Source organism: Legionella dresdenensis, assembly GCF_042649825.1.
Classification (GTDB): domain Bacteria; phylum Pseudomonadota; class Gammaproteobacteria; order Legionellales; family Legionellaceae; genus Legionella_C; species Legionella_C dresdenensis.
In genome coordinates this window covers 151,968-173,561 of sequence record NZ_JBHSAB010000029.1, presented here as the reverse complement: position 1 = coordinate 173,561, position 21,594 = coordinate 151,968, and the positions used below count along the sequence as shown (strand labels likewise).

Genomic DNA, 21,594 nt, shown 5'->3' with positions numbered 1-21,594 from the left:
TTTCTATATATATTTAGCTCTTTTTTTCTATATCGCAATTTTTGTACAGCTTAAGGCAGCGCCATTGGGCTGTGAAGCCCAACATTCATTTAACGGGCAAAGGCTTGTTGGCTGAATGCAACTCGTTCCTGCACCGATTCGTTACCTTGCATGGCTCTTTCTTCAATAGCGCGGTAACGTTTAACCCCCCCTTCGCGATTAGCAATCTGAATATTGAGGCCGGGACGCGCATTAAGCTCCAGCATCAGGGGGCCATGATCCTTATCCAGCACAATATCGACTCCAAGGTAACCAAGGCCTGTCAGCTCAAAGCAACTGGCTGCAATTTCCAGAATTTTGTTCCAATAAGGAACCTGAATATCGACTATCGGATTTAAGGTATCAGGATGAAAATCAATGGCATCATTATGGTAGACTCCGCCCAGGGTTTTGCCGGTAGCAAGATTAACGCCTACCCCAATGGCGCCCTGATGCAGATTGGCTTTACCGCCAGACAACCGGGTTGGCAACCTGACCATTGCCATTGCCGGATAACCCAGCAAGGTAATAATCCGGATATCGGGAATGCCCTCATAACTCACTTCCTTAAATACCGGATCAACCACAACGCGATGTTCAATAATAGCGTAATCGCTATGGCCGCCCAAACTGTATGCACCCGATAACAAACAGGAAAGATGGTAACTTAATTCCTGGGTAGTGGTTAATTTGCCATTGATTTGGCGGTAGCGGCCAAATACCCTGTCGGTAACTACAATAATCCCGTCACCGCCTGCGCCATGAGCTGGCTTGATGACAAAATCTTTATAAGGAGCCAGAATATTATCGATGTTCTTAATCTGATGTTCGCTTTCTATAATTTCATAAAGCTGCGGTACCGCAATTCCAGCTTGCATTGCCAGCCGTTTAGTCTGTAATTTGTCATCAACCAGCGGATAACGCTTACGTTGATTGTACCGCAGAACATAATCGCTATTACGCTGATTGATGCTCAAAATCCCCTTTTTTCGCAGGCTTTGGTAAATGCGCCACATTATTCTGTTCCTGCCAGGGCTTTAAAGCGAATTAATTCCATTAAGCGATAACCGCGATATTGGCCAAACCACAGAATCAGCGCTAACAGGATCAGTAACAATTCCGGAAAAGCAAAAACGAGATATTGTACCGGCGGATAATTCATGGCCCAGAAAGCAATAACAGCTGCCACTAGGCTGCCTGCGCCTGATTTAATGGCTTCACCGGCGCCCCGCTCATCCCAGGTAATACACATCCGTTCAATAGTCATAGTAAGGATAACCATCGGGAACAGAGCGACAGACAAGCCTGACTCCAGACCCAGATTTTGACACAGGACACTGATAAATATCATTAATAAAATAACAACTGTTAGAATGGCGGCAAGCCGAGGCACCAGCAGAAGTTTAAGCTGATCCAGATAAAAACGTGCAAGCAGGCCGAACGATACAATAATTACGAAGAGTAATATTCCCCAAATAACATGGGTTTCGCGGAAAGCCAGCGCAATCAGAACCGGCATGAAAGTACCAAAGGTCTTCATACCGACAAAATTACGCAAGAGCAGAATAATAAAGGCGCCAATGGGAACAGTTAGCAGGATTTTATAGGTTTCCTGGGTATTAACCGGCAATTGCAGCAGTGAAAAACGCAGCATTTGTGAATCAGTCTGCAGGCCGCGAGCCTTGGCTACAGTCAATGCGTTAATCGGAGTTGGCGACACGGTAAAATTAAATACCGGTTTTTTACCGCCGGTGACCTCATAAAGCGGTTCAAAACCATATTGCCAGATCAGGAAATTTTTAGGTAAACCAGCACTGCCTGTACGTGGATTAATATAAATCCAGTCTTTGTCATTATAAACGACTATCATCGATTTGAAGTCGGCTTTACTCTGCTCAGTCAGAAAAATCCCTTTTACCGGCATAGCATAGATTTTAGCCTGATTAAGGACGGTGATTGCTGCTTTAATAATATTGTCATCACTAAAATCGCTGCCGACCAGTAACTTGGCGCTGCCATCCTTTTTATTCAGCTCCTTAATTGTGCCTTGAGCAAAAGTCTGAATATCGGCAGAGGTCTGACGTACCTGACTGGTAATGGTATCGATCGCTGATTTCTGGTTATCTTCAAGAATAACCGCCTTGACTGCCGGCGGCTTGCCTAGAATAGCTTCATTGCTGTCCGTTTCACGGAAAATGGCGCGATAATACAGTGACTGCGCACCACTACCCCTTCGCAATGACCAGACTGTTTGCCGGTTGTAGCCGCTCAGATTGGTTGTTACGCCATAATTATGCGAAACAAAGTATTCATCAAGAATAGCAAAATAAGGCGGCATATAAGGGATGATAAAGCTTGCCTTGACCGGAACGCTATGTTCGGCAGTAAAACGCAAGTTGGCTTCCACCATCCAGCTGTTGACGGTTTCAGTGTCGGTCAGCGGAACATCAAGTATCAGATGACGATAGAGAAACAATCCTGTACCGACCAGAAACAGGGTAATAATAAGTCCGTATACGTGGCGTCTATTTGATTTCATTTGTGTTGGCCTTCGTTACCACGCAGGTTAAATGCTGATCCCGGATCAACCAGCCCGGAAAACTGCTTGATGGCGTCCCGGCCCAGCAAGAGCGGATAAATAAACCGTTTACGGTTGGTCAGATTAACCGGAATATTACGCTCCATGTCGCCAATTTTTATTCTCAATAAAACAACAGGCCGCTCAAGCGGCTCAGACTTGGGTTTGAGGTGTTCGCCAGAGCGGACTTTAATTTTAACCCGGCCAATATATTCGGCCGTGAATTGAACATCGCCCTGCTTGCTGGGTACAATAAACCGGAGATAGGGTTTGCCGTTAACGGTGATTTGTTCTATTTTTACAGCACTCAGCGATGCCGATTTGGCGCCGGTGTCCAATTTTGCCGACAGCACTAGACCTTTATCGACCAAAGTCGCTTTTTCAACATAACCATAGACAATTTTTTGTTCAGCCGCCATAGTGTATCCTGATAGCAATGACCAAGTCAGAAACAATAAACCAGACAATCGCATTGATCTCCCTTCTTATAAATTGACAAAGAAGATAAATATTAACAGGTTACAACGTTTACGTTAAGCAAGAAGATGCATTGCATTCGCTCCGCCGATAAATAATGTTATCAAATAGAACATTATTGTTTTAAAACGTTGCTGTCCCCGCAAAAAAATGCACATTATAGTTAATACAATAATGGCTGGATAGGTTAATTGCAGAATGGGGGTCAGAAACGCGGCTATGCCTCTGAAATCAAGCAGTGAGATAATAAAGGCAAAGCTGGTAGTGAGCAGCAGCAATAAGTAAAATTTCTCGCGTTGTATTTTCAGTTGATTGCATAAATAGCGCGCGAACAGGTTGTTCAGGGCCACTGCGGTAGTCAGGCAGGAAAAAAACATGGTAATGGCCATTAACAGTGTCGCGCTGTTGCCCAATGCCTGAGACGCGATTGCAGGCAGCATCAGTTCCGGAGCGATATTGGATATCAGATAAGAGTAATGCGCGCCAAGGTAAACCAGGCCGGAATAAACAATAGCTAATAATACTGCTCCCAGAATACTGGGTTTGATCGCAAAACGGACTATCTCAATCGGCGGAGAGTTCGGCCGCTCCATCTGAATTTGCTGAAAGACTAACGAGGAAAAGAAAAAGGCCGCGAATAAATCCATGGTCTGGTAGCCAGTAGTAAAACCATAACTGAATGCTTTATTGGCGCCAATTAATATCGAATTTGTCGGGGCTTTGTAAACAGCAACGGCAATTAAGCCAAGCAATAAAAATAATAAAACCGGGCTCATCCATTTACCCAGCAGCTTCACCATCAGTTTATCATTCAGGCAGAAAAAATAGGTTATCAGACAGAAAACCAGGCTAAACAGTACAAGAGAAACATCAGGGTAGAGATATTTCAGGCTGCCATAAGCCACAGTAATGCAACGCGGCACGACACCAAAAGAACCTAAAAGCGATAGCATGACCAGCGGCAAAAAAAACTCGGCCAGTTTCCCCGCCTCGCCAAAAAAACGTTTGTAATTACCCTGATACAACTTAATGACAAATAATCCCATCAGGGGCAATAGAATACCAGTCAATATCAAGCCAACAAATCCCAGCAGCCAGTTATTACCGCTATGGCTTCCAATTTGCAAGGGGAATACCAGATTTCCCGATCCAAAAAACATGGCAAAAATAGCGAAGCCATAAAACAATATCGATTTATACTGCTGCATTAATCTGTCTCCAGAATTGTTTTAACCGGAAATGGCGGATTATTTAGGAAAAAAAAGAAAGTGCTGGTTATCTATTTAAGAGGCGACCACCCAATTAAAACGCCAATTTTGTTCAAATCTCCAACACAATTGCTCCTTTATACGCATTTTTAACTGATTTAGCAAGTGCCCTCTTTCAGTTCAGGCTGCTGGCGAGCTATAGCAACCCAAATTATTTTTGTGCAAATATTGAATGGATGCGGGTGTGTAAAAATCAATGGTTTTTTTATGAGGACTTATGATAAAATTGTTGATGCTCTAAGTTTTTTGTTGACTTTTAGTGCAATGTGAAAAAAGACTTGCCATGTGATCGATATTTCAGTACAATGCGCCCTATCTTAGCCGTTGCATTAAAACAAATATGCCGCCCAAGACTACTGAGATTACGAACGAATTTAAATTGAAAAAAACGGCCGCCGCTGTCATGACCGCAGAAAAGGCATCGGATCCGTTAAAAACGCTAAATGCCCGCGAGGTACAGGAAGCATGGTGGCAAAGATTCGAACGTATTAACCGGCAGTACGCAGCCAAATGGCATAAAGCAGGCACTATCTACGATATATTCGCACTATGCGACGCACTAAACATTGCTTATAGCACCCTCAAATACATCTTTGATCTTTACTGTAACAATACCAATAAACTTTCTTCAGACGTGATGCACGAATGGACTTTAACGCCCATTGGTATTGCGGTCGCAGCTCTCGAATCAGTAACACTTATAGCGCTTGCCTGGATAGGCAGTCATTTTCAGGAAGACGATAAGAATATTGTTATTGGTAGTCTTGTCACAGCATGGCCATATATCCGGGATATACTGAAAGCGTTAAAAAATGCGTATAAGGGGATACGAAGCACTTTACTGATAGCCCATTTGCTTGGCGCTGAGCAAAATATGAGTTTTTTGTTGGCTCCGCTTGGAATCGCTTTTGGTTGCCTGTCGGTTCTTAACCGGATTGCACTGCGTTATATGATAGAGACACGCAAAGGCATGATGAAGACAAACGGCGACGAGTTAGAGGCGATTGAGAAGAAGCAAAGCATGACCAGCGCTGAATGTGATGCAATTCGCGACAAGATTGCGCAAAAAGGCCGCCAGCATATGGCTACCCGAGTCTGGGCATTAGCGGCCTGTGCCTATGGTGGTTTAATTGATAGCCTTTACCTTTACCTGGGGGTATTCAGTTTATGTGTTGTTAGTTGGCCTGCGCTGGTTGCAATGACCGTATTAAGCTCAATTTATTCAGTTTGCTGTGTTCTGGGAAGAATGTATGAAGAATACAATTACCAGCGTGATCTTCTGATTGCGGAAGCTAAAATACATCTGGCGCTGTATGACAAAGAAAAACGAGAGGAAATGGTTTCTTTGTTTAATACACTGAATGCCAAATTGACCGAGCAGGATCAGAACGCCTCAGAGTTATTATCTCAGGACATTGCTGATGTAATTGAAAAGCTTTGCAAGATCACTGATGGTTATACAACGCACAGGAAACATCTTGCCTCCCTGCAAATACTATCCAATACATCGTCCCTGCTTGCCGGAATCCGGCATGGACTAAGTGCTTATGGCGCCTTAAACAGCGTCATTTTTTTTGTTGCCACGGTGACTGCAATGTCAGGAGGCGTTCTGCCGCCAGCGTTGATTATTGCCGGCGTATCCATAGGAATGGCTTTTTTACTGGGATTTACCCTGGTTTCAGTGATTAGAAATTATCGTCATCGAGTCGTTCAGGAGAAAACAGAAAATTCACTTGATGAAGTCAGCAAAATTCTGGAATCTGTTAAAAAAGTCAATGCACAAAAAATTGGCCTGGGTTCAGTTAAAGACATTCGTGCCAGTATAGGCAACGGGATTAAAGTCGAGGCATCGCCAAAGTCGTTTATCAATGAATGGGCGGAAATAATCCGCTCTTTTTTTTCTGGTTTGGGCAAGGGGCCAAAAGCAACAGATTTTACACTCAATTTTTTACAGGAGCCTGATGGCCAGGGGCATTACCAGGATACGCCTGTGATGTGGGGGATTACGGTTGTTACGGCGGCTGTCTATGCCGTTGTTCTTGGTTTACGTGCCTGGACGCGCGGTTTTAAGCCGGGCATTAACGATCCGAAAAATGAAGAACAGCCGCAAGAAGAAAACCGGCAGCAAGCCCAACAGATTCAGCAAATCAGCACGCCGCCAATACCTGCACTCGATGCGGATGCAGCTGACAAATTAGAAATTAACCAAGGGCTTAAGGTGATGGCGATGCTTCAAGCTGTCTACAAAGAGCCTCCAATAATAGAGCAGTCTCAAATTCGAGCTGAAGAAATTGTACCGCCCCCTGCTGCTAGCAGATCGCCCCAAATATCTGGTGCTGAAGGGCACCGAAGAGGGGCAGTAGTTGAAGGTATGGGGCGCATTGCCTCATGTAACGGCATTTTTGGGGAATCGATGAAACGCGCTAATCAACGTCCTGCTGCTCTGTGGCGCTCTCACTCCCAGGAGACTATGGTTTTTCCTGACAACATGCCTGAAGCCATCCCTACTTGTTAAGATACAGCTCGGGATTCAGGTTCGGATCATTATACATTTTAAATTGATGATAAACTCTGAAAGTCCGTTTTTTAGCTTTTACCTGTTTGAGTAACTCTTCAAGACAGCTGAATAATTGCTGTTGCTGAGCCTGAATGACTTTAACTTTTCGCTGACAGTTTTGCCGGTGGACCTCGTCAACATCCTGGCGATTGACCTGTAAATCCATATGGTATGCTTTCAGTGCAAGAATCGACAATCTGTCAATCATCATGCCGGGTGTCTCTGAATGAACAGGGCATGTCTCAGCACCTGCGGGATCTAAGCGGGTAAACAACCATTCATCCATCGCTTCCATCCGATTATTGCGCTCCTGATTGCAACGATCAATTTCCCGTTTGGCCTGATAAACAAATTCAAAACCCATATCGTCCCGGCGAGCGCGATCTTCTGCATGCCATAATTGATAATTAAACGAATGATTTTCTTCAACCAGGCCAAGAAAATCAACCTGACACAGGACAACTCCCGTTTCTTTCCAGCGTATAATGCTGTTTTGGTGAAGTGAAGGAATAGTTTTGACAGGAACATTAACACTCATAACGACAACAACCCAGTTAAAGGAATAAAGAGTTTAACACGTAAAATGATTTTGTTGTAGTTTGGGTCTATTGGCTAACGCCCCTAAAGTTATTTTTTTATTTATTTAAAGCACAGATTTTTAAATTTACTCCGAGCTGCCCCTCTCCCGCGAAAGAAATTTGAATAGTATACTGATGGTTCATCGCGGGAGAGGGTTGGGGAGAGGGAAGTGGACAATCGATACTGAGGCAACGCGCAAAGAAGTTACGTAGGCAAAGCATCCTTACAGAGCAGTATACTGAGTCCACCAACACTACGTCCTATTGCTTCCAAATTCTTGTAAACACTTTTCTAATTGCCATAGTCTAATGGTAAAGTCACGCCAAGCAGTCCCTATTCGAAGGATCCGGCAAACAGCTTCCAAAAATAAGCAATCATCTTTCCTATGATTCCCTTTAGGCTTAGGTAATAATTCTTTTAAATTTGTCCAAAGCGCATCATCTATTATTATTCGTGACATTCCCTCTCCCCAACCCTCTCCCGCGAAGGATCATCAGTATACTATTCAAATTCTTTTCGCGGGAGAGGGGCAGCTCGGAGTAAATTTAAAAATCTGTGCTTTAAATAAATAAATAAAAAATAACTTTTTTTAAGAGTTAAAAAGACATTTGGCTAAAGTAGTTTTTATAGATTTTGAGATAGGTTCCGTCATTTTCCATATCCACCAGGGCTTTGTTGATACGATCTATCAGATCTTGCCGGGATTTGTTTGCCATAATACCGTAACCGAGGCCTATTGTTATTGGTTTGCTGATTAATTTGTAAAGGTTGGCATTATTGGCAACCCAGTATTTTGCCGTACCGGTATCAAATATGGTAGCATCGATTGTTTTATCAGCAAGGGCCTGTAACATTTCGCTCTGGCTGTTAAATTCTTTAATTGTCGCCTGACCAGCCAGGGTATCGATAACGAACGCTTTAAAAATGGTACCTTTTTGTGTGCCTATGGTTTTACCGCGCAAATCAGTTAACGAATTAATTTGTGAGGATGTATTAGCGAGAAATTGACCGCCGCTGGCTAAATAAGGCAAACTGAACAAATAGCTTTGCTGCCGTTCGGCGGTAATACTGATCGCGCTGATGGCCAGATCAATCGTTCCGGTATAGGTCTGAACGAATAATTGGTCTGCACTAAGCGGTACAAAATTGCATTGTGCCTGGATGCGTTGGCAGATTTCTGTCATCAGATTAACATCAAAGCCTGTAAAATAATCATTCTGTGCGGCTTGCATTTCAAAAGGCGGGGCAAATGGCAGGACGCCGACTTTTAATGTTTCGGCAAAAGCGGTAATGTTGATGATTAAAGCAGCCAGTAAAAGTAGAACACGCACAGTAATAGTCCTTTATAATTTTGAAATCAAGATTACTTCAGGATATAACGGTTGGCAATGACAACCAATAGCTTTTTGTTTGCGGAGAAATAAAAATGAAATTTTGGTTATTATTACTATTAGTCATATCAAATACCGGTATTGCGGCAGGCGATAGTTTTCCCTCATCATGCCAACCCTTGGCAACACAGGGCGAAATGGTTAATCTGAAAGCCGAAAAGCCGTTACTGGTATTAATTTATAATAGTTCGCAAACTGATTTGTGGATCACGCATCCCGTATCTGATCCCTCTGCCAGCGCAGGTTGGAGCAGCCGTCTCGAGGCAGGAAACTGGTCTGCTCTGGCACTGGATAAGAAAAAGTTTGAATTAAGCTGTATTGAATCAAAACCGGGACATGAGCAACAAATTCCATGCACAGGTATGATAGCCGTTTGTGAATGGCCAGCTGTTAAAATGCCTGAGGCGAAAGGTACATACTGGGCTGGTGAAAATATGACTTTGGCAGCGTTAACTGCCTATTTGGGCGGGCGTGGATTTAAATTGCCGGCATCGGCGCAATAGAAATAATATTTTGCGATCAATCAGCTGCATTTGCAGCCAAAATAAATTTCGTTCCCGGAACCAGGTATAAGTGATAGACTGGCAAATAATTATTTAGATAACAAGTGGTGAAAGTGAGTAAAAAACCCAAGGATCCCTTTTACAAAAGGGAAAAAGAAAAGTATCCATTGCCGATACCCAGCCGTGAGCTGATTATGCAGGTGCTGGAAGAATTTGGTCGCCCTATGTCGCGCAATCAGCTGTTGGCAAAGCTGGGCGTCGAAGCAGAAAATGAACAGGAAGCGCTGGGCTTTCGCTTGAAAGCGATGCTTCGTGATGGTCAGATAATGCAGGACCGGCGCGGTCGTTATTGCCTGCTTGGGCGAATTAACATTACGCGTGGAACTGTACAGGGACATCCCGATGGTTTCGGCTTTTTTATTCCCGATGATGGCGGCGACGACATGGTATTGTCGCCCGCCGAAATGCGGATAGTCATGCATGGCGATATTGTTTTGGCTTATCAAAGCGGTCTTGATCGACGCGGTCGTGCGGAAGCCAAAATTCATGAAATTGTAGAGCACGCCAATGTCACCGTTGTCGGCCGTTTTTTTACCGAGCATGGTGTAGGCTTTGTTATTCCGGATAACAAACGCTTAACTCAGGATATTTCGATTCCGCTTGAATTTGCAGGCGGTGCGCGCAATGGTCATATGGTTTTGGCTGAGATAGTGGCTTTTCCATCCAAACGTAATCAGGCTATTGGCAAAGTCATTCATATTCTTGGCGAGCATATGGCTCCCGGAATGGAAATTGAAGTGGCAATTCATGCCCATGGCATACCGGCAGAATGGCCGCAGGCTGTGCTTGATGAGGTCAGCCGGATTCCGCAGCAGGTCACTGAGGCGGATTGCAAGGGGCGAATGGATTTGCGTAATTTGCCGTTTGTAACTATCGATGGTGAAGACGCCAAAGATTTTGATGACGCCGTTTATTGCTATCGGAAACCCAAAGGAGGGTTTCAGTTGTATGTCGCAATTGCTGATGTCAGCCATTATGTACCGATAAACTCCGAATTGGATAAAGAAGCGGCTCGCCGCGGCAATTCAGTGTATTTTCCAGGCCAGGTTGTTCCCATGTTGCCTGAGGCGCTATCGAATGGCATTTGCTCATTAAATCCACACGTTGACCGCTTGTGTATGGTTGCGGAAATAGCAATCAGTCCCGATGGTAAAATTTCCCGCTCCCGTTTTTATCGCGCGGTGTTCCATTCGCAGGCTCGTTTAACCTATACCAAAGTTGCAAACTGGTTAAAAGAGGGTACAGTCGATGACAAGCATGCTGGCATATGGCCAATGTTGCAGGATTTGAATGCCCTGTTTCAACTATTGCTAAAAGCACGCAAAAACCGGGGGGCTATCGATTTTGATACCACCGAAACCCGGATTGAATTCGATGAAAACCGTAAAATACAGCGTATTGTGCCTGTGATGCGAAATGATGCCCACCGCCTGATTGAAGAATGTATGTTAGCGGCCAATGTGGCTACTGCCAGATATTTAGCCAAGGCTGAAATACCAACCTTATATCGAGTTCATGCGCCGCCGGAAGAGGATAAGGTGGCCGCGTTAAGACAGTTTTTGGGTGAGCTCGGATTGCAGTTGGGCGGCGGTAAAAAGCCTCATCCAAAAGATTTTCAAAAAACTATGGCGTCAATAGGCGATAAACCGGAGCGTCATTTAATTGAAACGGTCATGCTGCGTTCGTTAAAACAGGCGCAGTATCTGGAGGAAAATGACGGCCATTTTGGCCTGGCATACCCTGCCTATACTCATTTTACTTCGCCAATTCGGCGTTATCCGGATCTGTTAATCCATCGCGCAATTGGTCATATTCTTGATAATCAGGGACCAGAAGGCTTTGCTTACAAGGCTGATGAGATGAGCAAACTGGGTAAACATTGTTCTATGACTGAACGCCGGGCTGACGAAGCGACTCGTGAGGTTGTTTCCTGGCTGAAATGTGAATACATGCAGGATAAAATCGGCCAGATTTTTCAGGGTACGATTTCGGCAGTTACTGGTTTTGGTATTTTTGTTGAGCTGGACGATATTTACGTTGAAGGTTTGGTTCATGTAACCTCCCTGAAAAACGATTATTACGCGTTTGATGCGGTCAAACACCGACTGGTCGGCGAGCGCGGGCGTCATGTGTACCGCCTGGGCGACAAAATGACGGTATTGGTTGCGCGTGTTGATCTTGATGAGCGTAAAATTGATTTTGAACCGGTAGATAAGGATGCACTGCATGACTGAACATGTTGTTTATGGTTTGCATGCAGTATCTTCGCTGTTGAAAAACCCTCACCGAACCACTCGCCGGTTATTTATTAACCAGGAGCGAATTGATAAAAAAGTACAGGCTATTGTCGATTTGGCAAACAGACTCGGAGTTGATGTCGATTACCTGTCGTCGCAGCAGTTGAATCAGCGTTTTGCCGGGATGAATCATCAGGGCGTTGTTGCCAATGCCGCCCCGTTACCAGATTATAATGAAAGTGATCTGCGGCCTTTGCTCAATAATAGCAAAAAACCTGCGTTAGTCCTGATACTGGATGGCGTAACCGATCCCCATAATCTGGGCGCGTGCTTAAGAACCGCGGATGCAACCGGCGTGGACTTTGTGATTATTCCCAAGGACAAAAGCGCCAGCATTACGCCAGTAGTCAGCAAAGTAGCCTGCGGCGCTGCGGAAGCAGTTCCAGTAGTGCGGGTAACCAATCTGGTCCGGGCAATTGAAACAATCAAGCAGGAAGGGGTCTGGGTTTACGGTGCGGCCGGTGAGGCTGAACAAAGCATATATCAGATATCTTATAAGGATTCTGTTGCGATTGTTATGGGCGCCGAAGGTGAAGGCTTACGCCGTCTGACCCGTGAACATTGCGATGATCTTTTTGCCTTGCCCATGGCTGGTAGTGTCGAAAGCCTGAACGTATCGGTTGCAACCGGTGTAGCGCTTTATGAAGTGCTGCGCCAACGGCAGTAGGTTGGGTCGTGTTTATATTAAGCCTGATTAATTTAAAAATCAGGCTTCTCATGGAAATATGCGACAAAAATTTATTATAAAATTGATAATATACTTGAACTGCTAATGTTTTCAGAGATGGGTATATTTCTGGATTTATTAAAAAAAGCGTTAGCGTTTAACGATTTGAAGTCATTTTTTTGCTCTAGACTTGTTACCGAAAGATCAAGATAATCCAGGGCGTTCTTTGTTCGTAATCTTATTTTTTTCGTATTATTTATATCCAACGCTGCCAAAGACGGAGATATAGTCTCAGTTAAAGTCACATTACTCAGCCAATCGGTTTCCTCAACGTCCTCAGCTTCTTGTTGAATATCTTTTGAGCAAAAATATTGGCTTATCTCGAAAGCAAGATAACGTAAACTACGTATAATATAGATATTAATAAATACATTAATAAATTTGATAACATAAAAAACTGCAATTATTGGGGATAAAAGTATTGTAAACGCTATTCGAAAAATTACATATAATGCAGATTTTTGTATTTTAATGTCCTCAGCTGGTTTTGTTGACCGTGAGAAAGAGCAGATCCCATATTCCTTAAAGGTTTCGTATCCAATTTTTTTATAGTAATAAGGAAACCACTTGATGAAATCTTTATCATTGTTAAATCTAAACCATCCGACATTAGCATCAAAAAAGTGGTATTTATCATCAATGAGGCAGAAACCCAAACCATGTTTCATTGAAAAGCTCTGAATTAGCAAGCTATAAACACTATTTGGACTTGTCTGAGCGGCATTAACTAAAGATTGTGCTATTTCGGTAGTGGATTGATAAAAAACCCAGATTGAATTTTTGAATTTAATACTGTCATTATTAGCTTGTTGGCTAGAGTTTAGTTCTATTGCAGAAAGCTTTTGTTTTAATTGTTTATCTGATATATCAGCATACTCACTAATTTTTTTAGTATAAACTCCAAAATGGTTAATACTTGGATTTTGTCTAACTAAAACATGATTAAACGGAAGGGGCTGTAGGGTCTGCTCCTGGTTTACACTCAAACCAAAAGGCCTTTCCTTGGTAAGAATTTGAATTGCCCACGTGGTGACATAGGCAAAACATACACCATCAGAATTACCTAAGCGTGCATCTAATCCCTGCAACACAGGAAGCATTAGATTGGCGCGATATGTCTTTACAGAGCTTTGATAAAATGAATTATGCCGTTTAGCAAAATTATTATAATCATCTTTTTTATTTTGATAAAAAGTTTTAAGATATTCTTGATAATCTAAAATGCCTTCAACATTACTAACAATGCTTTTTAACAGCTTGTAATAATGATTGTTTTTATAGCGCTTTTGAAAAGGTAGATTACGTACTTTGCTGATTTCTTCTTTAAGTGCTGCTTTTAAATGATTAAGCTGCTCAGTATCTACAGTATGAGCTAATGTTTCTAAGTTATTCCATTGGTCAGTGCCGTTAAGAACCTTGCTAATAAAGTCTCGTTGCTCCTGACTAAAAGAATTATTATCTGTTAATTCAGCGAGGATTGATTGAGTTTGAAATAAATCAGGCATATTTTTGCGCTTTTACTAGTACTTGTCGTTAAAAAAGTGATTTCCTTTATGTGGTGAAAATTTTATCAGATAATATAATTTAATGCTATCCGTAAATATACGGTGCTTTTTTGGATTAATAAAGTTAATAAAAATAAAATGTTTACCCGTAATTAGGAAGGGATTATAATTTGGGTCAGATAACGTACCCGCTCTAGCAGAAGCAGAATAGGTTGGGTCGTTTTCGACCCACATTCGAGCTTGCACGAAACAGTATTGTTGAGTCAAACGAAGCCAACCTACAACACCAAATCATGGGTTCGGAATACTACCTCATCGTTCTCTATCCAGGCTTTGGTAATTGAATACTCCGGTAATTCAATCCAGGTTGTACGATCGTTAGTAAGCGGTTCTGAGGCGAATAAAATATTTCTGCGTTTTTCTGAACCCTGCATTTTGTAAACACCATCATACATCCCATACTGCTCGCCAAAGGTTGCCCACAGACTGTGATATTCCAAAAAGGCCTTCTGCACTTTATTGACGCTGCAGCCGAAATCATAAACAAAACGGGTAACGATGAGATATTTGCCATTTGTAACAAACAGATTAACGGGTGATGACTCAGTGATATTATGTTGCCGGCGGACATCACGAATAATTTTCAATGCCTTGATCAAGGCATACCAGGCTTCATCAAGCGTAATTTCTGCCGTGTAGTCATCAAGCTGAGACAAAAATAATGAATATATCCATTCACTGTCGGTAGTACCCCTTATCTGTGAATAAATTGCCGGCTTGATAAGTCCGGTTAACATCTGTTTCATCAGCGGCATACTTGACAGGCTGCCATTATGGGCAAATGCAACCTGGCAGTTCTCCAGCTTGAAGGGATGGACATTCTGGTCTGCTACGGTTTCATTAGTGCTGTATTCAACGCCGCGCACATGCGCCAACAGGCAATTGGTGTTTATTTTTCTCGATAAACGATATAGATTTTTATCAAAAAAAGGTAATTCTGTGGTTTTATAATAAAAAGGAAGCCGCGGGTTTTCCGTTTGCTCGTCCCAGGCACAAAATCCGAGTCCGGCAAGATTTTGGATATGATGCATAAGTTGTGGTGCATAGCTTTGATGCGCCAGGGAGTTGTCTGGCCCATATAACAAGTCATAAATCGGGGTTGCCTGTTTACCTAAATAGACGAGTACTCTGCACATTTTTTTATTCTCCTATATCAGCAGATCTTTATATTCACTGTTAATACGGACAAATTGCCGGTTTACTATGTATAAAGACGCAGCAATAGTGCAGTGAATATGACGGCTGATTGCATAGAAAATGGCTGGATGAGTTGTTTCAAGCTTGCAATACTCCTCATAACTCAGTTCCAGGATAATTGATTCTTCGCAGCTGACATACTTGGCAACAGTACGGAATTCGTAGGAAAAGAAGTTTTGTATAAACAGTTCCCCAATGCCTGAGACCGCAACGGACTTCCGTAGTTGGTCATTCTGTTTGATGAATAGCATTACTGCCCCTGAGCATACCAGGTTGATGGTTCGCGGCGCTTTATCTTCGGTGGAAAACTGGTACCCTTTGTCATAATAGCGGGCATTCATCAGCGGTAGCAGGGTTTCAACTTCAGTAGCAGACAGTTCCTGAAAGAAATTCATATTCTTAATCAAGTCTCTGTTAATCGAATTAATATCCACCGGCTTTGAACGAGAGCGGCCGTTAGGCAAATAAAGGGCATGTTCAGACGGAATGACATATTTTTCTGGAATGCTTCTTAACAGACTGGTTATGCGTTCAAGGTTTTGCAGCAGTTTCACGTTGACTTGCATCGCTATGGCATGTTCGATTTTATAAGCGGCGCCTGGAAATGCAACTCGTAGCATTTCAAGTATTTTACGATAAAAAATAATGCATTCCACCCTGCTGCCTTCGGCGGTAATCGTTGCTGTAATCAGGGCATTGGCTAAAAATGTCACTTCCCCAAAAATCTGTCCCGTTCCCAGGCGGGTTGCTTCACGGGTAATGTCGCCTGGCAAAGTAACATTGACTGACACTTCGCCGGATTGAATTAAATACAAATCGCCGCCTCTACTGCCCTGATGCAAAATCACCTCGCCGCTGTTATAGGTTTTTTCCACAAGGTATCTACTTAAAAACTCCAGTTCAAAATCTGTTACTTGTTGAAATAAATCCAGTTTTTTTAGTATCTCTGTCATTATCGCGGTCCTTATAAAGGCCAATCAGATACCGGTATTTCTCGATACTGATTTTGCAGGTAACGAGCCATTAAGCCATGAAAATCCTTGCCGTGCTTATTAATATAATGGAGTTGCCAATTGGAGCCATTCATTCGGTTTTTAACCCGGCGTTCAATAATATTCAGATAGAATCTGGCTTCATCGCTGTGGGTGCCAAGTGCTTGCAATCCTTTATGAGCCAGTGGAATTAATTCATGCAAGAGTGCACAGGCACTGGTTTCCCGGCCCAGAAACCAGCCAAAATTGGCATCAAGGCCATGGCGGGCGGCATTGAAAAAGTTTTTTCTTGCCAGATGGAAAGGCAATAAATAATCAATCGGTGTGCGCTGTATAGCGAAATAGTTAATCAGGCCATAGAAAAAGGCCGCATTGGCAATCATATCTACTACGGTCGGTCCAGTTGCCGGGCCGCGATGTTCAATGCGTAAATGTGGCTGGTGATTTGAATTAAAATCAATTACCGGCCTGTTCCAGCGATAAACAACACCATTCTGACGACGAACATGGAACATGTCTTCAATGGGTGATTCACGTGAAACCTCGGGTATCAAACGTGGAAAAAATTGGTAGTTTTGATCAAAGAGTTCAAAAAAAGAGTCCTTTAGGTAGCTAGTGCCGAATATACAGCATTTAAAACCATCGGCTCGATCAAACCGCTGTAGGGTCATCGTATGATCAAACAGCGGAATCCGGCTGTCGCTCCAGAGATGATGCCCTAAAATAAAAGGACTGTTGCATGCCAGCGCCATCATTGGGCCTGCAATTGCCTGAGCAATATTATAATAAAGCACCGACTGACTTAAGCCGATTTGGATATGGAGCTGTAACGCTGAAATGATACCGTTTATTGCCAGTGAGTGCGGATTTAATACTAATGGTTCGTAACCATCAATATTAAGCAACATCCCTTTCCCGCCCTGTTGCTGATAGATGCTGCTATTAAGAAAATGATACCGTGATTTATCCGTCATGAAACTCGGATGATGCATTTTATCCGTGGCTGTAGGCAAAGAGCCTATCAGGGCAAGATGATGGTTGTTCTGATGAGCCACATCACACATTTTTTGCCAGCATTTAAGGATGCTATGATGGAGCTTGCTTAAGAAATCGCCTGACAGCGGTATATGGCATGAGTTTATTTCCAGATGAGCGGCACCGACTTCTGGAATTAAAAAGGGCTCATTAACCTGTTTAATAAATTCAAGATTGTGAGGAAATGGATCGTAGTGTTCATCCAATAAAAACAACTCGATTTCTGAGCCTGCTTCCAATTCTCTTTCGGTAAAAATCTTATCTATAAACCATTGCTCAAGCAGGGCGGTTTCTGCCTGCAAGCGTTTATCAAATTCTTCGTAGTCCTGTTGCGTGATTTTTGTTTGCCTGGAATATAACATACCCTTTTACCTATCCCTAAGAGTAGGTTGGGCCGTTTGACCCAACAAAATTATTTAGTAGACCAGATAATGTTGGGTCAAACGGCCCAACCTACAAAAACTCTTTGTAAAGATATATACCAGTATAGCCCAGACACGCCAGTTCTGCTTAAAAATCACTCATTTGATTTCTTTTTGGCGGGTAAAATATATTGATCAACCAGATCAAGCATAATATTTAAGTGAATAGGTTTTTCGATAATTTTATTCATGCCGGCCTGCAAGCTTTGCAATTTGTTGCTATCGGAGGCATGAGCGGTCAGACCAATAAGCGGTACCGGTTTTTTCTGTGACAGAAATTCCCACTCTCGAATTTGACGCGCCAGCTCTGTGCCGGACATGCCCGGCAGACCCAGATCGGTAATGACCATGTCAAAGTCTCTGCTTTGTACTAGCTCAAACGCCTGCTCTGCGTCAATTGCGGAGACAGAATGGCATCTGGCCTGGCGAACCACTACTTCAATCAGCCGAAGCGCTATCATATTATCTTCAACCAACAATATTGTTGGTGAATTAGGCGCAAGTGGTAATTGTTTACCGGCAGTCATGCCGGTAGTGTCGGTATTGACGCCGTATTTTGTCAGGTCATCGTTAGAAGGAATTTTCATTGAAAGGGTAAAGTAAAAGACCGAGCCCTCGCCTGGTTCACTGATGACTTTAATTTCTCCGCCAAGCAGACCAACATATCGCTGCGCAAGATATAAACCTACACCATGGCCATTTTGGCTGTCCTTATAGGACGGGTTAATCCTGAAAAAGCGATCAAAGATTTTGGATTGATGTTCAAGCGGGATACCGATACCTGTGTCGCTGACGGTAAATTGCAGCCGCACATAATCATTGTCCTCAACCAGCGATTCTATCTTTAAGGTTACATTCCCTTTTTCAGTAAATTTCAGCGCGTTGCCAAGCAAATTCAACAGGACCCGGTGCAATTTGGTGCCGTCAATAATGACTTTTTCCGGAACGTTATCATCCATTTCCAAATTAAATTCAAGATTTTTCTGTTTGATTGTCGGGTGCAGCAAATGGGCGATGTCCTGGATATTCTTGCGCAAATCAAACACAACATTATTAATATCGCTTTCGCGGGTCTGGTCACCAGTAACCACATCCAGCACGCCATTAAGCAACTCCAGTAATTGGACGCCGCTTTCATTAATCCAGCGTGCGAATTGTTTGCTCTCGCCATCCTGGGCCCGTTCTTCCAATAGTTTTGAAAGGCCGACAATACCGCTTAACGGCGTACGCAAATCGTGGCTCATATTAGCCAGAAACTCCGCTTTTGCCTGATTGGCAGTAACGACGCTTTCTTTAGCGCGCCGCAACGCAACTTCCATTTTTTTACGATTGGTTACGTCTATAGATACGCCCAGCATGCCAATCACTTTACCGCTATTGTTACGCAGTGGCGTTTTGTGAGAAAGGAAAATTGCAGTGCCGCTGGCAGTAACTTTATATTCTTCTTCGGTATGCGGCTGACCGGTTTCCATCACCAGATTATTAATGCGGTTTAACTCTTCTGCCTGATCACGCCAGGGCATATCAAAATTGGTTTTACCAACAATTTCTTTAGGTGAGTTCAGATTGGCATTCTCTGCCTGAATATCGTTACAACCGAGATAGGTATTATTGCGATCCATCCAATAAACATGGCCTGGCATTAGAGCCAGAATATTTTCATAATAATCCTTGGTGTCCTGTAGCTGGTTATTGAATTTTATACGTTCCTGTTCAAGAAGGTTATTAAGCTTTTGAATTTCTTTATCTTTCTCTTCAATTAACTTCGCTGTCTCATCGTTAGTAACGAAACTCATGCCTCTACCTTAAGAATAAGTTAAGTATATTGGTTAATCATAACATAAGTTAAGCTATTTTTTGGACATTCCTGACTTAAATTGTTGGGCCGAAACGGCCCAATCTGCTTTTATACACACTCTGTCTGTTCAAGAAATTCAAATACAGTCTGACTCACGCGCTTGACCAGCTCATCAATTTCCGCATCGCTGATAATCAATGGCGGCAGGAGCCGGATGACATTTTCAGCTGTAACATTAAATAATACGCCATTTGCCAAGCCAAGAGCGCGTGCTGGCGTTGCCGGTCGATCGAGTTCAATCCCAAGCATTAAGCCTTTACCGCGAATTGCCCGTACGCTGGTGTGGCTACCGAGATTTTCCATCAGTTTGTCGCGCAGCATGGCACCGCTGATTTTTACACGATCACAGATTTTGTCCCGTTCTATGACTTCCAAAACGGTCAGCGCTGTCGCACAGGCAAGCGGATTACCGCCGAATGTTGAACCGTGGTTTCCTGGTTTAAATAAATCGCAGGCACGCTGGCTCATAAGACAGGCGCTAATCGGAACACCATTTCCCAGCCCTTTGGCTGTAGTTACAATATCTGGTTTAAGGTTATTGTGCATATAGGCAAAGTATTCGCCGGTACGGCCATTACCAGTCTGGATTTCATCCAGAATCAGCATCCAGTCATTGCGTTTACATAAATCAGCAACCGCGCGGAGATAGGAGTCATCGGCAATATAGATACCGCCTTCGCCCTGAATAGGCTCAAGCATAATTGCGACAACGTCGTTACGATTATGGGCAATTGTCTTTAATGCTTCAATATCATTAAAAGGCGCACGGATAAAACCAGGTACCAGCGGTTCGAAACCGGCCTGTACTTTCCGGCTCCCTGAGGCGGTCAGAGTAGCCATGGTACGGCCATGAAACGCTTTTTCCATAACGATAACCGAAGGCGTTTCGATGCCTTTTTTGTGGCCGTACAGACGGGTAAGTTTGATCGCGGCCTCGTTGGCCTCGGCGCCCGAATTGGCAAAAAATACCTGTTCCATGCCGGCAATCGCTGTAAGTTTTTCAGCTAACAATTGCTGTTCCCGGATCTGGAATGTATTGGAGGTGTGGAGCAGTCTGGCTGCCTGCTGTTGAATTGTTTTTGTGACATCGGGATGCGCATGTCCCAAACCGCATACAGCAATTCCGCTTAAACCATCAAGATATGCTTTTCCCTGTTCATCATAAAGCCAAACGCCTTCGCCATGGGTAAAGGTTATCGGTAGCGGGCTGTAGCTGGTTATTAATGCCATAAAAACTCCTGTAATTGTGTCATTCCCGCGCAGGCGGGAATCTATTTTAACGCGGCATCGTGCTTATCCTGGAATGGATTCCCGCCTGCGCGGGAATGACAAGTCAATGGCAGTGCCTTTTGCTCATTATTTTAAATTTTCTGCTACAAATTCCCAATTTACCAGATCCCAGAATGCTTTAACATAATCAGGGCGAACATTGCGGTAATCAATATAATAAGCGTGTTCCCAGACATCACAGGTCAATAGCGCTGTCAGTCCTTCTGTCATGGGTGTGCCGGCATTGCCAGTGCTGATTATCTTTAAGTTACCCTCAGCATCCTGCACCAGCCAGGCCCAACCAGAACCAAAGGTTGTGATTGCGGTTTGAGTAAATTTTTCTTTAAATTCAGCAAATGAACCAAACGCTTTGTTAATCGCGTCAGCAACTTTCCCTGTCGGCTCGCCGCCGCCGTTCGGGCTTAAGCAGTGCCAATAAAAGGTATGGTTCCATACCTGAGCGGCATTATTAAAGATTCCGCCAGTGGATTTTTTGATAATTTCTTCCAGGCTTGAATTTTCAAATTCGGTACCGGGAATCAGCTTATTCAGATTGGTAACATAAGTCTGGTGGTGCTTGCCATAATGATATTCCAATGTTTCTTGCGATATATGAGGTGCCAGCGCAGTCATCGAATAAGGTAATGGAGGAAGTGTAAAAGCCATAGTTTTCTCCTTTTTGTTATTAAGCAAGGTCTAAGTTTAGCAGGATGTCAGCGAGTTTCAATGCGAAACTCAGGTTCCTGACCTTCAAACGCACATCCAGGCTAAGCTTGATCGCGGTTTTCATGCTATAATATT

17 protein-coding genes are annotated in these 21,594 nt (G+C 43.3%); 4 read left to right on the top strand and 13 right to left on the bottom strand.

Translation table 11 applies throughout. The annotated features are described in order from the left end of the window. Positions 1-89 precede the first annotated feature (89 nt). Genes ACFORL_RS12360 through ACFORL_RS12345 form a run of 4 tightly spaced genes read right to left on the bottom strand, consistent with a single transcriptional unit; the run spans position 90 to position 4,281 of the window. Positions 90-1,034: an alpha-L-glutamate ligase-like protein gene (locus ACFORL_RS12360; RefSeq protein WP_382344494.1), complete on the bottom strand. Its 945-nt coding sequence runs from the start codon at positions 1,032-1,034 to the stop codon at positions 90-92. Continuing rightward, a complete protein-coding gene (locus ACFORL_RS12355) occupies positions 1,034-2,557 on the bottom strand; it encodes an inactive transglutaminase family protein (RefSeq protein ID WP_382344491.1) in 1,524 nt (507 codons plus the stop codon). Before ACFORL_RS12355 ends, ACFORL_RS12360 begins: the two co-directional genes overlap by 1 nt. After that, positions 2,554-3,069, bottom strand: a complete 516-nt coding sequence (locus ACFORL_RS12350; RefSeq protein ID WP_382344489.1) for an ATP-dependent zinc protease family protein — start codon at positions 3,067-3,069, stop codon at positions 2,554-2,556. Before ACFORL_RS12350 ends, ACFORL_RS12355 begins: the two co-directional genes overlap by 4 nt. 60 nt (positions 3,070-3,129) lie before the next feature. Then, positions 3,130-4,281: a branched-chain amino acid transport system II carrier protein gene (locus ACFORL_RS12345; RefSeq protein ID WP_382344487.1), complete on the bottom strand. Its 1,152-nt coding sequence runs from the start codon at positions 4,279-4,281 to the stop codon at positions 3,130-3,132. Between the two features lie 439 nt (positions 4,282-4,720). On the opposite strand from ACFORL_RS12345, the gene ACFORL_RS12340 reads away from it, so the two are divergent. Then, positions 4,721-6,856: a hypothetical protein gene (locus ACFORL_RS12340; protein WP_382344485.1), complete on the top strand. Its 2,136-nt coding sequence runs from the start codon at positions 4,721-4,723 to the stop codon at positions 6,854-6,856. On the opposite strand, the gene ACFORL_RS12335 is transcribed toward ACFORL_RS12340, so the two are convergent. Next, complete coding sequence (locus tag ACFORL_RS12335; RefSeq protein WP_382344483.1) at positions 6,846-7,436, bottom strand: DUF4254 domain-containing protein; 591 nt, start codon at positions 7,434-7,436, stop codon at positions 6,846-6,848. The genes ACFORL_RS12340 and ACFORL_RS12335 overlap by 11 nt on opposite strands. A 637-nt stretch (positions 7,437-8,073) precedes the next feature. Further along, complete coding sequence (locus ACFORL_RS12330) at positions 8,074-8,808, bottom strand: transporter substrate-binding domain-containing protein (protein WP_382344481.1); 735 nt, start codon at positions 8,806-8,808, stop codon at positions 8,074-8,076. A gap of 95 nt (positions 8,809-8,903) precedes the next feature. Between ACFORL_RS12330 and ACFORL_RS12325 the strand changes: the two genes are divergently transcribed. From ACFORL_RS12325 to rlmB, 3 genes are all read left to right on the top strand, one after another. Next, complete coding sequence (locus ACFORL_RS12325) at positions 8,904-9,371, top strand: hypothetical protein (protein WP_382344479.1); 468 nt, start codon at positions 8,904-8,906, stop codon at positions 9,369-9,371. A gap of 113 nt (positions 9,372-9,484) precedes the next feature. Then, positions 9,485-11,665: a ribonuclease R gene (gene rnr / locus ACFORL_RS12320; protein ID WP_382344478.1), complete on the top strand. Its 2,181-nt coding sequence runs from the start codon at positions 9,485-9,487 to the stop codon at positions 11,663-11,665. Next, positions 11,658-12,395 carry a 23S rRNA (guanosine(2251)-2'-O)-methyltransferase RlmB gene (rlmB, locus tag ACFORL_RS12315; protein ID WP_382344476.1) on the top strand — a complete coding sequence of 246 codons (738 nt, stop codon included), beginning with the start codon at positions 11,658-11,660 and terminating at the stop codon, positions 12,393-12,395. Before rnr ends, rlmB begins: the two co-directional genes overlap by 8 nt. Positions 12,396-12,469: 74 nt before the next feature. Here rlmB and ACFORL_RS12310 read toward each other — a convergent pair whose 3' ends face one another. The 7 genes from ACFORL_RS12310 to ACFORL_RS12280 form a co-directional block, all read right to left on the bottom strand. Continuing rightward, positions 12,470-13,960, bottom strand: coding sequence for a hypothetical protein (locus tag ACFORL_RS12310; RefSeq protein ID WP_382344474.1), 1,491 nt, complete (start codon positions 13,958-13,960; stop codon positions 12,470-12,472). A 278-nt stretch (positions 13,961-14,238) separates the two neighbouring features. After that, positions 14,239-15,156, bottom strand: coding sequence for a class II glutamine amidotransferase (locus tag ACFORL_RS12305; RefSeq protein ID WP_382344472.1), 918 nt, complete (start codon positions 15,154-15,156; stop codon positions 14,239-14,241). A 12-nt stretch (positions 15,157-15,168) separates the two neighbouring features. Continuing rightward, complete coding sequence (locus tag ACFORL_RS12300) at positions 15,169-16,170, bottom strand: cyclic nucleotide-binding domain-containing protein (protein WP_382344470.1); 1,002 nt, start codon at positions 16,168-16,170, stop codon at positions 15,169-15,171. Between the two features lie 11 nt (positions 16,171-16,181). Next, a complete protein-coding gene (locus ACFORL_RS12295) occupies positions 16,182-17,606 on the bottom strand; it encodes a hypothetical protein (RefSeq protein WP_382344468.1) in 1,425 nt (474 codons plus the stop codon). Positions 17,607-17,761: 155 nt separating this feature from the next. Next, positions 17,762-19,462 carry an ATP-binding protein gene (locus ACFORL_RS12290; protein WP_382344465.1) on the bottom strand — a complete coding sequence of 567 codons (1,701 nt, stop codon included), beginning with the start codon at positions 19,460-19,462 and terminating at the stop codon, positions 17,762-17,764. A gap of 110 nt (positions 19,463-19,572) precedes the next feature. Then, a complete protein-coding gene (locus ACFORL_RS12285) occupies positions 19,573-20,754 on the bottom strand; it encodes an aspartate aminotransferase family protein (RefSeq protein ID WP_382344463.1) in 1,182 nt (393 codons plus the stop codon). A gap of 126 nt (positions 20,755-20,880) precedes the next feature. After that, the gene (locus ACFORL_RS12280; protein WP_382344461.1) at positions 20,881-21,459 is read right to left on the bottom strand and encodes a superoxide dismutase; all 579 of its coding nucleotides are present in this window, start codon (positions 21,457-21,459) and stop codon (positions 20,881-20,883) included. Positions 21,460-21,594 lie beyond the last annotated feature (135 nt).